Annotated in this window: 9 protein-coding genes, 1 other RNA gene and 1 pseudogene; 4 read left to right on the top strand and 7 right to left on the bottom strand. The window is 66.4% G+C overall.

Features of this window, described 5'->3' with window-relative positions; genetic code table 11:
* Window positions 1-8: 8 nt before the first annotated feature.
* The 4 genes from speB (at window position 9) to FHG09_RS12800 (ending at window position 6394) form a co-directional block, all read left to right on the top strand.
* Window positions 9-1019, top strand: coding sequence for an agmatinase (speB, locus tag FHG09_RS12815; RefSeq protein ID WP_152348070.1), 1011 nt, complete (start codon window positions 9-11; stop codon window positions 1017-1019).
* A 2-nt stretch (window positions 1020-1021) separates the two neighbouring features.
* The gene (locus FHG09_RS12810) at window positions 1022-2725 is read left to right on the top strand and encodes a thiamine pyrophosphate-binding protein (RefSeq protein ID WP_152348069.1); all 1704 of its coding nucleotides are present in this window, start codon (window positions 1022-1024) and stop codon (window positions 2723-2725) included.
* Window positions 2726-2749: 24 nt separating this feature from the next.
* Entirely contained in the window at window positions 2750-4354 is a 1605-nt protein-coding gene (locus FHG09_RS12805) for a sodium:solute symporter (protein WP_227492748.1), read from the top strand.
* Window positions 4355-4669: 315 nt separating this feature from the next.
* Window positions 4670-6394 carry a thiamine pyrophosphate-binding protein gene (locus FHG09_RS12800; RefSeq protein WP_152348068.1) on the top strand — a complete coding sequence of 575 codons (1725 nt, stop codon included), beginning with the start codon at window positions 4670-4672 and terminating at the stop codon, window positions 6392-6394.
* On the opposite strand, the gene FHG09_RS12795 is transcribed toward FHG09_RS12800, so the two are convergent.
* The 7 genes and pseudogenes from FHG09_RS12795 to smpB form a co-directional block, all read right to left on the bottom strand.
* Window positions 6375-7391: a DUF418 domain-containing protein gene (locus tag FHG09_RS12795; RefSeq protein WP_227492747.1), complete on the bottom strand. Its 1017-nt coding sequence runs from the start codon at window positions 7389-7391 to the stop codon at window positions 6375-6377. The genes FHG09_RS12800 and FHG09_RS12795 overlap by 20 nt on opposite strands.
* Window positions 7392-7492: 101 nt before the next feature.
* Window positions 7493-8089, bottom strand: a complete 597-nt coding sequence (locus FHG09_RS12790; RefSeq protein WP_319803262.1) for a response regulator transcription factor — start codon at window positions 8087-8089, stop codon at window positions 7493-7495.
* Window positions 8090-8735: 646 nt separating this feature from the next.
* Window positions 8736-8972 (bottom strand): annotated as a pseudogene (locus tag FHG09_RS20045) (histidine kinase); the annotation flags it as partial.
* Window positions 8973-9444: 472 nt separating this feature from the next.
* Window positions 9445-10002, bottom strand: a complete 558-nt coding sequence (locus FHG09_RS12780; RefSeq protein ID WP_152348064.1) for a hypothetical protein — start codon at window positions 10000-10002, stop codon at window positions 9445-9447.
* Window positions 10003-10236: 234 nt separating this feature from the next.
* Window positions 10237-10590 carry an SdpI family protein gene (locus tag FHG09_RS12775; protein ID WP_152348063.1) on the bottom strand — a complete coding sequence of 118 codons (354 nt, stop codon included), beginning with the start codon at window positions 10588-10590 and terminating at the stop codon, window positions 10237-10239.
* A 195-nt stretch (window positions 10591-10785) separates the two neighbouring features.
* Window positions 10786-11163, bottom strand: a transfer-messenger RNA (tmRNA) gene (ssrA, locus tag FHG09_RS12770).
* Between the two features lie 218 nt (window positions 11164-11381).
* Window positions 11382-11852 (bottom strand): SsrA-binding protein SmpB, encoded by a 471-nt coding sequence (gene smpB / locus FHG09_RS12765; RefSeq protein ID WP_152348062.1) that lies wholly within the window; start codon window positions 11850-11852, stop codon window positions 11382-11384.
* Between the last annotated feature and the right edge of the window lie 128 nt (window positions 11853-11980).

Raw genomic sequence — 11980 nt, 5'->3', positions numbered from 1 at the left:
GAAAGCCAGTGACGTCTCAGCCGCTCGGCCCAGCCGACTACAGCAAGACACCCCGCTACGCGGGTCCACCGACGTTCGGGCTGCTGCCGCGCATCGACGAAGTCGAAGCCCAGCGTCCCGGCGAGAAGATCGACGTCAAGGTCGTCGGCATCCCCTTCGACGCCGGCGTCAGCTATCGCCCCGGCGCCCGCTTCGGTCCCGCCCACATCCGCCAGTCCTCGAAGCTGCTGCGCCCCTACAACCAGGCCACGAACGTCCACCCGTTCACCTGGCAGCAGGTCGCCGACTGCGGTGACCTCGGCGTCAACCCCTTCGACATCGAAGAGGCCATCACCACCGTCGAGGCCAACGCCGACGCCATGCGCGCTGACGGGGCCAAGCTGCTCACCCTCGGCGGGGACCACACCTTGGCACTGCCGAACCTGCGCTCCCTGCACAAGACGCACGGCAAGATCGCCGTCCTCCACTTCGATGCGCATCTGGACACCTGGGACACCTACTTCGGTGCCCCCTACACCCACGGCACTCCGTTCCGTCGCGCCAGCGAAGAGGGCCTCATCGATATGACCGCCTCGATGCACGTCGGCATCCGCGGCCCCCTCTATGGTCAGAAAGACCTCGAGGACGATGAGGTGCTCGGCTTCCAGGTCATCCGCAGCGACGAATACCAGTTCACTTCCGTGGCCGACGTCGTCGCCCGGATGCGGAAGCGCCTCGGCAATGCTCCCGTCTACGTCTCCGTCGACATCGACGTCCTCGACCCGGCCGCCGCACCCGGCACCGGCACCCCCGAGGCCGGCGGAATGACCAGCCGTGAGCTGCTCAACTCGCTCCGCGGGCTCCAGGGACTGAACATCGTCGGCGCCGAGATCGTCGAGGTCGCTCCCGCCTACGATCATGCCGAGGTCACCGGACTCGCCGCCGCCCATGTCGGCTACGAGATCCTGTCCCTGTGGGCTGCGGACAACAACGGAGTCAAGGTTCCCTCCGGCCCGTCCGGCGACGCCCTCGGAGTCTGAACATGACCGAGACTCCGAACGTCCGCAACGGCGGCCGCGCAGTCGTGGCGACGCTGGCCGCCCACGGTGTCGATACGATCTTCGGCATCCCCGGCACCCACAACCTCGAGTTCTACCGACACCTGCCGGAGTTCGGGATCCGCGCCGTGACTCCCCGCCACGAACAGGGAGCAGGCTACGGCGCCGACGGATACTTCCTCGTCTCCGGCAAGCCCGGGGTCGTCATCACGACCTCGGGACCGGGGCTGACGAACGTCCTCACGGCCGCCGCGACCGCCTATGCCGAGTCCCGCCCGATGCTCATCCTCTCCCCCGGTGTGCCCACCGGATTCGAACGCGCTGACGTCGGAATGCTGCACGAGACGAAGGACTCCTCCGGGGCGGTGGGCCGCCTCCTCGTGTCCTCCCAGCGCACCCGCACCGCCGAAGGTGCCGCGCAGGCCGTCGCCGAGGCGTTCGCCATGTTCGATTCGTCCCGTCCCGGGCCCGTGCACATCGAGGTTCCCCTCGACGTGCTCGAGGGCGCATGGAACGGCAGCGTTCCGGTCCCGTTCCCAGGGCACCGTCCCGGACTCGATGAGCATGTCGTGGCCCGTGCTGCCGAGGCGATCCGTTCGGCGAAGCATCCTCTGGTCATCGCCGGCGGCGGTGCCAGGAGCGCCCACGCCGAGGTGGCCCGTCTCGTCGAGGCCCTCGACGTTCCCCTGGCGACGACGGCCAACGGCAAGGGCATCATCGCTGAGACACATCCGCTGTCCTTGGGTGCGAACGTCCGCTTCCCCAGTGTGCAGGCCGAATCCGCGACCGCCGATGTGCTCATCGTGCTCGGATCCGAACTCGCCGACTCCGATCTGTGGGGCGGAGTCATCGGTGCGCAGACGAGCATCGGAGTGCGGGACGAGTCTGCCCGGCAGACCGTCATCCGCTGCGATATCGACCCCGACCAGCTGAACAAGAACCTGCCCGGGGACATCCTCGCCTGCGCGGACACCGCCGACTTCCTCACCGCGCTCAGGAGTGCACTCGAGTCCTCCTCGGCCACGGTTGCCTCGGCCGGCGATGACGTGACGGCATCGTCCGGCTCGAACGCCTCGGCCGCCTCGGCGAAGGAATCCGGGGCCGATCGGGTCGCCCGGATTCGGGAGAGCTGGGGCACCGATTTCGACTTCGACGCGATCGGAGCCAGGGTCACCCGCCTCGTCGAAGAGGGAGCGGGCTCGAACGTCGTCATCTCCGGTGACTCCTCCCAGGTCACCTACGACGGAACGGTGCATGCGCTGACGGCGAGCACGCCCGACCAGCTGCTCTACATGCCCGGATTCGCGACCCTGGGCTACGGCATTCCCGCCGCGGTCGGGGCGAAGCTCGCCGATCCCGCCCGACCGGTCGTGTGCATCCTCGGCGACGGGGCGGCCATGTTCTCCGTTCAGGAGCTCATGACCGCGGCCGAACTGGGATTGGGCATCCCCTTCGTCGTCGTCGACAACGGAGGCTACGCGGAGATCGAGGGGCAGATGGTCGACCGCGACATCGAGCCCTTCGCCGTCAGGCTCGCCCGTCCGGACTTCGCGCAGCTCGGTCAGTCCATGGGCGGGGCCGGGGTGACGATCGCCGAGGCGGACATCGATTCCGCTCTGCCCCCGGCCATCGCCGAGGCGCTCGATCGCACCGTGCCCACCGTCATTCACATCACCGTCGGCCACTGAGCCGATCCAACAGAGAGGGTCGCTGTGGACTCTTTGGTAGTCATCATCTATCTCGCCGCCATGGTGGGATTCGGAGTCTGGGGCCGATTCAAAGCCCATAACCAGGAGGACTTCTTAGTCGCCGGGCGCCGCCTCGGCGGTCTGCTGTACACCGGCACGATGTCGGCCGTCGTCCTCGGCGGCGCGTCGACGATCGGCGGAGTGGGCTTGGGCTACACGGCCGGGCTGTCGGGAATGTGGCTCGTGCTGTCGATCGGTCTGGGCATCATCGCGCTCTCTCTGTTCTTCGCCCCGAAGATTCAGAAGCTCGAGATCTACACGGTCTCGCAGATGCTCGAACTCCGCTACGGCAAGGGCTCCCGCTTCGTCTCCGGAGCGATCATGACCGCCTATGGTCTGATGATCTCGACGACGTCGACGGTCGCCTACGCCACGGTCTTCCACACCCTGTTCGATCTCGACAAGGTGTGGTCGGTGCTCATCGGCGGCGGCATCGTCATCCTCTATTCGATGCTCGGCGGCATGTGGTCGATCACGCTGACGGACTTCGTGCAGTTCTTCATCCAGACGATCGGCATCTTCCTCATCATGCTGCCGCTCGTGCTGTCGAAGTCCGGAGGTTTCTCCGAACTGTTCTCCTCGCTGCCCGAGACGCATACCTCACCGGTGGGCATCGGCTGGCAGGCGATCCTCGGTTATATCCTCATCTACACCCTCGGCCTGCTCATCGGACAGGACATCTGGCAGCGCGTGTTCACCGCGCGCAGCCCGGGTGTGGCCCGGTGGGGCGGATTCTCCGCCGGCGTCTACTGCCTGCTCTATGCTGTCGCCGGTGCGCTCATCGGCATGGCCGCGACGACGATCGTACCCGGGATCGAGGTCCAGGACGATGTGTTCGTCGCCGTCGTCGATGCGTCGATGACTCCGGTGCTCGGCGGAATCGTGCTCGCGGCGGCGCTGGCCGCCATGATGTCGACCGCGTCGGGATCGCTCATGGCCGCCTCGACCGTGTGCCGGCAGGACATCGTCGAACCGTTCCTCGCCCGCAAGGACATCGTGCCTGACGGGGCCGGGACCGAGGACGCCGGTGCGGGAGCCGGCGCAAACAGTGCGGGAGCCGGCGCGAACGGGGCGACGACGGATGGATCGGCCGCCTCGGCGAGCGGGTCAGGATCGGGGTCCGGTTCGGGCTCAGTTTCGGGCCCTGTTTCGGGCTCCGGTGCGAAGTCGACGCTCGTGCGGTCGCTGGTGCGCGAGACCGGTGACGAAGTGCGCGATTCGCGGATCTATCTCATCGTGCTCGGCGTCATCACGCTGGTTCTCGCCATGATCATGCCCAGTGTCGTCGAGGCGCTGACCGTGGCCTACAACCTGCTGGTGGCCGGACTGTTCATCCCGATCCTCGGCGGTCTGGTGTTCAAGCGCGGCACGATCGTCGGCGTGATGGCCGGCATGATCCTCGGCGCCGTGACCACCGTGGTCGTCATGATCGTCTCAGGCATCTATGCCGAATCCGCCATCTACCTGGGTCTCATCGCCTCGCTGGTCGGCTACCTCGTCGGGTCGTTCGCGTCGAAGCCGACCTCGCCCGAGGTCATGTCCGCCTGGAAGGACCGCCTCACCCGGTAACTGCTACCTGACGGCCCAGCAACCTCGCGCGAGGTTGCTGGGCCGCCGTCAGGTAGTTCTGGTCAGTGCGATCTGCGCGCTGGACCGTCATCCGACTTGGTGTCGTAAGCCACAGTCACCTATATTCGAAGAGTCAGGCTGAGCCGCCTTCAGCAACGCCGCGGATCGGCGAATGGGGGCGAGCGCACATCAGCCGGTGCTCGAAAAAGGGGCACGAAGCCGCCGGACAGGCACCCGACAGGGTCGCCGAGGCCGAGCCCGCGTGTGAGACACATATGGATCGAACTTCCATATCTCATCAGCGATTGGCTTCTCATGGCTCATACTTCCGCGCACGTCGCGCACACCCTCGCCGCCCACATCGACGAGGTCTTCGGCCTCATGGGCAACGGCAACGCCTACTTCCTCGATGCCCTGCTGCGTGGCACTTCGACGACCTACACCGCCGTCCGCCACGAGGCCGGTGCCGTCGTCGCCGCCGATGCTCACTTCCGCACCTCCAGGCGGATCGCCGCGGCCACCACGACCTATGGTGCCGGGTTCACGAATACGCTCACCGCCCTCGCCGAGGCGGCCCAGGCCCGAGTTCCCCTCGTCCTCGTCGTCGGCGATGAGCCCACTTCCGGTCCGCGGCCGTGGGACGTCGATCAGATCGCGATGGCCTCGGCCGTGGGCGTGCGCACCTACACCGTCGGCCGCGTCGATGCCGCCGCCGCAACCGTGACCGCCATCGAGCATGCGCTGGCCTACCGGGTGCCCGTCGTCCTGGCCATCCCCTACGACGTCGCCACCCTGGAGATCGGTGAGATTCCGGCCGTTCCCGGTCCCAGTCGCCCTGTGCCGATGGCACCGGCCGGCGAGTTCACTCAAACCGCCCTCGACCGCCTCGCCGCAGATCTGACCGAGGCGGAACGACCTCTGCTGCTCGCCGGTCGCGGGGCATGGTTGGCCGGGGCCGAGACCGAACTCGGCGAACTCGCCGACATCACTGGGGCCCTGACCGTCACGACGGCGCTGGGCCGCAACATCTTCCCCGCCGCCGAGCACGACCTGGGCGTCGCCGGCGGCTTCGGCGCCCCCGCCGCGATGGAGAGGGTCCGCGAAGCCGATGTGGCTATGGTCTTCGGCGCCTCTCTCAATCAGTTCACGATGCGCTTCGGGGAGCTCTTCCATCCCTCGACGACGGTCTGGCAGATCGACACCGATGAACGCGCCACGAATGCTCGCGTCGGCGGCTTCATTCGAGCAGATGCGAAACTCGCAGCGGCTGAACTTGTGACTCGACTGTCCGAGTCCCCGGCGGGGTCGCGCGCGGAGACGTCGGAGGGCGCGTCGGCAGCTGTCCGAGGAGGTCGTGTCACCGCAGCGGGCACCGACCGCACTCTCTGGCGCGATACCGTCGAGACCACCGCCGACCGCGCATACGTCGTCGGGGCGGAGTTCGCCGGCGACGGCCGACTGGATCCGCGTGCGGCGGCGAGCCGCCTCGGCGAGGTTCTGCCACAGGATCGGGTCGTCGTCTCCGACGGCGGGCATTTCATCGCCTGGGCGAATATGTTCTGGGAGCCCAGCGCACCGGAACGGCTGGCGATGGTCGGCACCGCTTTCCAATCGATCGGGCTCGGCTGGCACAGCGTCGCCGGTGCCGCCCGTGCGAATCCTGAGGCAACGATCGTCCTGACCAGCGGCGATGGTGGCGGGGCCATGGCGCTGTCCGACCTCGACACCGCGATCCGGGTCGCCGGCGGACGCGGCATCGCCGTGATCTTCAACGACGCGGCCTATGGTGCCGAGGTCAACCTCTACGGGCTCAAAGGGCTTGAGAAGTCACCCATGCTCATCGACGAGATCGACTTCGCGGCCCTGGCGACAGCGGCCGGCGGGCAGGGAGTCGCCGTGCGGTCCCTGGCCGACCTCGCCGTCGTCGATGAGTGGAAGGCGCGCCCGGTCGACGAACGGCCCTTCCTGCTCCTCGACCTGCGGATTTCCGGCGAGATCATCGCGCCGTATCAGGAGGAGGTCATCCGCGTGAACTCGTGAGGCGCCCCCAGGTGACGAGTCGCCACAGCTTCTCCAGCGGCCCCTGACCGAACCGGCGCAGCCACAGCGTCGAGACGATGATCTGGACGATGATGATCGCCAGGCAGATGACGAGACCGGCGACGTAGCCGCCGTGGTCGTCGAGTCGGGTGAGATCGGGCACGATCATCCGCACGCTCACGAGGATGAGGGTGGCGCCGACATAGTTGCTCAGCGCCATCCGACCCAAGGGTGCGAACACGGATTTGAGGACCGCCTCGGCGGGAGTGTGCAGGAGCAGCAGAATGACCGCGATATAGGTCAGTGCCATGCTCAGGCCCAGGCCGGCGTTGATCCATCCGTTGATGTGACGGGTGAGGTAGTCGGTGGTGGCGAAGCCGATGAACGTCACGGTCAGAGCGAAGGCACCGGCGATAGCGACCCGTCCCGGATGGGCCAGGACCGAGCGGATGAATCCGCTGCGGCCGACGGCGAAGCCGACCAGGAACAGCCCGGGGATGAGGGTCAATCCGCCTCCGGTGGCCACTCCGGCAGCGAGCAGGACTGCGCCGAGGATGGAGGTCACCCAGCCGAGCAGGCGTGCCGGTATCCATGTGGCCGGCAGGAGCAGGACGATGCCGGCCAGCGCGTAGGGCAGCAGGGCCTCGCCGGGTTGGAGGAGCTGGTGCAGGCCGCCGAGGAGGCCGAGGAAGGCGAACCGGCGCAGCAGTGCCAGACGGGGGCGAGCACTGCGACGACCGGCGCCCAGCCACATCAGTCCGAAGCCGATTCCGAACAGGAACGAGAAGATCGGGAAGAACCGGTTCTGCACCGTGTCCTCGAGAAGTCTGTAGATCGGGAGAGCCTGCCCGGCGGAATCGATGCTGCTCAGACTCATGATCGGCGGGAGGTTGACCAGCAGGATCCCGCACAGCGCGAATCCGCGGACGACATCGAGGGCGATGATCCGGGAGCGGCTCCGGGGCGGTGATGGGGCAAAAGTCTGTGTCTCTGTCATGGTCCCCATCCTTCCCGGCTGATGGAGTGAGCACATCGGCCGTGCAGTTGAGATTCGACGGCAGGGGTCGGCCGTTCGGCTGATAGAGCGGCGGGGGTGGGTCAGCCTCCCGTGTTCATCGCCCCGGATTCCCACATCCGCGCGGCGATCTCGACCCGGTTGCGGGCCTCGAGGCGGGTCTGGATGCTTCCCAGATGGGTCTTCACGGTACCCAGGGAGATGAAGAGTTCGGCGCAGATCTCCTGATTCGTCCGACCCACGGCCACCAATCTCGCGATGTCGTTCTCCCTCTGGCTGAGCCTGTCCACACGGGAGCTGTTCCCCTGAGCCGTCGATGTGCGCCGCTGCAGCAGGTTGAGGGTGAGCGACGGGGAGATGAGCGCGTCCCCGTCGGCGGCGGCCTTCACCCCGGCGATGAGGAGATCGGCACCGGAGTCCTTGAGCAGGAAGCCGCTGGCTCCTCCGTCCAGGGCCGCATCGACGTAGTCGTCGTCATCGAAGGTCGTGACCATGATGACCTTCGAATACGATGTCAGCCGCGGCAATGCGGCCAACCCGTCGAGGCGGGGCATGCGGATGTCGAGGAGAACGACATCGGGCTGTTTGCGTCTGACCAGGTCGATCGCTTCGACGCCGTCGGCGGCTTGGCCGATGACGCGCATCGTCTCCTCGGCGTCGAGGATGAGGGAGAAGCCCATCCGCACCATCTCCTGATCGTCGACGACAGCGACGGTGATCATCGGTCCTCCCCTGCCTGCAGGCCTCGTGGTCGTTGTTCTGTCGGTTCTCGTGTCGGCGGCCGCGCCCGCTGCTATGCCGGACGTCCCACGCGGCGACGGGCACCCGGGCGCGAACACTCCAACCTCCCCCGCGTACGGGTGCGGCGTCGATGCTCCCGCCGAGGTGGCCCACCCTCGCCCGCAGACTGCCCAGTCCCGTTCCGCTGCCGGCCCCGATCCCGCCGGAACCGGGGCCGTTGGTCACGGTCATGAGCAGAGCCGCCGGTGATGCGGGGTCGGTGGTCGGCGGTGCGGGGTCAGTGGTGAGAGTGACCGTGACCTCAGCGTCGGCTCCGGCATGGCGACGCACATTGGTCAGCGATTCGACGAGCACCCGGTCGAGGACCGGCCAGACTTCGCCGTCCACCTCGGCGGGGATGTCGATCGTAAGATGTGCGGCCTCACCGAAAGCCGCGACCCGGTCGTGCAGCGCCTGGGGACCGGCGGCGACCGGGGTACGGGCGGCCGCCTCGGATCCGGTGACCGATCCGGTTCCTGCGGCGCTGCCTGCAGGTCTCGCCGAGGCGGCAGCCTGCGTTTGGGAGAGGTGATCCCGATTCCGGGAGGCAGAGACGAGTCGGCGGATCTCCTCGAGCGCGCGGGTGCCGGACTTCTCGATCTTCGTCAGCGCGGTCGTACGCAGGTCGTTGTCGTCGCTGCGTCCGGCGGCCTCGGCGAGGACGACGATGCCGGTCACCTCGTGTGCGATGAGGTCGTGGAGTTCGGTGGCGATGCGACGTCGCTCCGCCTCGGTGGCGGTGGCCTGTTTCTCGATCAGCGTACGATCATTCGATCGCAGCATGAGTCCGATCGCGATCGCGGCGATGACCAGCCCCGTCACCATGAGGGCAAAGGTCAGACCGTCGGGCATGAGCCCGGCGACGATGATGTTCGCCACAGCCAACACGACGATGGGGACGCTGCCCGCTTGGGTCGCGGCGGTGCGGGTGAGCATCGCCAGCGCCACCAGGCTCAGCCACAGACTCGTCAGACTCAGGGTTGCACTGGCGGCGGTCAGGACGAGGGCGGCGAGGAGACCGAGGACTGCCCACAGGAGGCTGAGTCGTCGGTCCGGATGGCGGTGGGCGCGGATGAGGGCGGGCAGTGCGACTGCGGCGGCGAGGACGTTTCCGAGGATGAGAAGCCAGCCGCTGCCGATGAGCAGTTCCAGGGCGAAGGAAAGCGGCACCGGCAGCAGCCACAGCCAGGTGAGGAGTCGTCTCATTGGCTCACAGTCTAGTCAACGCCGGTCGGCGAGGTCTGCACTGTCGGGTTCAGCGGCAGTCGGTGTCGGCGTATTCGATTTCGACGATGACGCCGTCGTCTCCTGCGGACACGTTCTTCACTTCGGCCGCCCGCGGCAGAGCGAGGTCGGTGAGTGAGCGCCTGTCCGCGAGAACGTCGAGCCGATTTCCTTCCGTGCGGGCGGAGAAGGTCACTCTTTCTCCCTCGAGAATGGCCACCTCGGTGTAGGAGCCATCGGGATTCTTTACCGGGCTCACCTGGCCGGACGGGTACTCGAAGGTGATGAAGCGAGTGAGCCGGTCGGCGTGGCCGTCGACGAGGTGGTGAACGAGGATCTGATCCTTGTTGACCCCGTCGTCGGGGGTGATGTCGACGTAGCTGAGGTCGGCGGTGTGCTGCGCGGCGTAGAGCAGGTAGGGGCGGCCGTGGACGTCGATCGTATCGGGAGTGATCGCGCAGCTGTCCAGATAGTCGGCGACGTCGGCCTCAAGTGTGGCTTTGGCGCGCTGTTCGGCAACGACGAGTCCGCCGATGATGGCGACGATGATGAGGGCGACGGCGGCGAGGGAGATGAGTGCCTTCTTCATGGGTGGAGGAGGTCCTTTGCGGATCGGCGTGTGATGACACTGCCGATCCTTCCGAATCCGGGCGCCCGAGTCCTCGGCCAGATGGCCGATAGACCTCGGCCGCATGGACGCAATCGCCGAGGTGGTTCTTGGCACTGGCAGAAGCCGGGGTGAGTCGTGGCAGGGGCCGTGGTCCGGTCTTCTTACGACACTGTCCTCCTCATTTCGGCACCGAACAGGAGAGCGCAGCGACGCCTAGTCGTCGGCTGATTTCGCTGCCGTGTTGGCTGCCGACATGGCGATTATGGCCATCCCGAGGATGAGCACCCAGCCGACGACCGAGAGAACGTGACCGGCCGCGGTCGGCCAGGAGAAGAGTTCGACACAGGCCAGAGCCAGAGCGAATCCGATGGCAATGACGCTCAGCGTGATGAGCGCCGGCACGGCCGCTCGGTGCCCGCGCAGCCAGGCGGCGTCGGAGGCCAGCGTGTGCCGGGAGCGGATGCCGACGGCACGGTTGCGGGTGAGGCGATTGCGGCGGATGGCGTCGATGAGCAGTGTGCTGATGACGCCGAGAATGAGGTAGCCGATCAACGGCGGATAGAACACGTGCGCATCACCTCCTCGTAAAGTTGGCTTGCCATCATCCTAACGGCCCTGATGGCCCTGATGGGGTTGCTTTGCCGTGGCCTCGGCCGGCGTCGGGAAACGGCCGGTGGGACGCAACGGACGCACAGCGGGACTCCCCCGGCGGCTGGCGGGCATGGAAAAGGCCCCGGATTCACGCGGAATCCGAGGCCTTGTCAGTGGAGATGGCGGGAATCGAACCCGCGTCCGTCGGCAGATTGTCAGGACTTCTCCGGGCGCAGTTCGTGAAGTAGTGTCTTAGGTTCTGGCCCTTGCACGAACACATGGACCAACGAACGGAGTTGAGTAGAAGTCCCTCAGGTACCCCCAACAAGTACCTGAAGCAGTGGCCTCTTAAGCGACGCCAGGATCTAGAGCAGAGGCAACTCTAGGCTGACGGATTCGCAGCTCGCGCTCTATCAGGCAGCGAGGGCGAAATCGGTGCGGTTGTTAGACTTAGCACCTATTGTTTTGCAGAGGACATTAACGAGATGACTCTGCATTCTCGGCCCGCTTCTCCCGACGCAGTGTCCAACGTCGAAACCGATCATCCCCATATTCTGTTACCAAACCTGATCAGCTGTTTCTCCCGCCGAGGCGGTTGCTGGCACCGATCAGATATCCCAGCATACTCGCACAACGCATACTGAGCCAATTGCATTCCCTCAACTCCGCGAACACGTGCGCGGACTTTCGCGGATGCTGTCCGGCCGCCTCGGCGAAGGAGATGAGAGTCGGTGCAATAGCGGGAATCGGACCCGCGCCACCGGCCCTTACAGGTACTGCTTGGCTTTCATGGCGCGTTCGGCCTCGCGTTTGTCCTGCGCCTCGCGCAGAGCCTGACGCTTATCCCATTCGCGCTTGCCCTTGGCCAGGGCGATCTCGACCTTGACGCGTGAACCGTCGAAGTAGAGTTCGAGCGGGACCAGCGTCCGGCCGGATTCCTTGACCTTCTGCGAGAGCTTGAGGATCTCCTCGCGGTGGAGCAGCAGCTTGCGGCGACGTCTGGCCGAATGGTTCGTCCACGTCCCCTGCAGGTATTCGGGAATGTAAACGTTCTCCAGCCAGGCTTCGTTCTGGAAGATGAGGGCGAAGCCATCGGTGAGCGAGGCACGGCCCTCGCGCAGGGATTTCACCTCGGTGCCGGTGAGTACGAGTCCGGCCTCCCACGTGTCTTCGATGTGATAGTCGTGGCGTGCCTTGCGGTTCCTCGCAATGACTTTCTTGCCTGTGTCCTTCGGCATGACCGGCCTCCTCTCTGCTCCCGATCATCTGTGCACGCGTTTGCGGGCACAGCCATCCATTCTATCCCATCGGCCGCGTTCCGCACGCCCGTCCCCTCCCCGAACTACCTGACGGCTGTGAGTCTTGG

Origin of the sequence: Brevibacterium sp. CFH 10365 (assembly GCF_009299785.1) — a bacterium.
In the GTDB taxonomy this organism is placed as follows: Bacteria; Actinomycetota; Actinomycetes; order Actinomycetales; family Brevibacteriaceae; genus Brevibacterium; species Brevibacterium limosum.
Note: the sequence above shows the minus strand (reverse complement) of the source record. Positions and strands in the feature narration are given on the sequence as shown.

Bases quoted from the DNA above. Each gene is read 5' to 3' on its own strand.
- FHG09_RS12810 (WP_152348069.1), top strand. From the start codon at position 1,022: ATGACCGAGACTCCGAACGTCCGCAACGGCGGCCGCGCAGTCGTGGCG.
- FHG09_RS12800 (WP_152348068.1), top strand. From the start codon at position 4,670: ATGGCTCATACTTCCGCGCACGTCGCGCACACCCTCGCCGCCCACATC.
- FHG09_RS12795 (WP_227492747.1), bottom strand. From the start codon at position 7,391: ATGACAGAGACACAGACTTTTGCCCCATCACCGCCCCGGAGCCGCTCC.
- FHG09_RS12790 (WP_319803262.1), bottom strand. From the start codon at position 8,089: ATGGGCTTCTCCCTCATCCTCGACGCCGAGGAGACGATGCGCGTCATC.
- FHG09_RS12780 (WP_152348064.1), bottom strand. From the start codon at position 10,002: ATGAAGAAGGCACTCATCTCCCTCGCCGCCGTCGCCCTCATCATCGTC.
- smpB (WP_152348062.1), bottom strand. From the start codon at position 11,852: ATGCCGAAGGACACAGGCAAGAAAGTCATTGCGAGGAACCGCAAGGCA.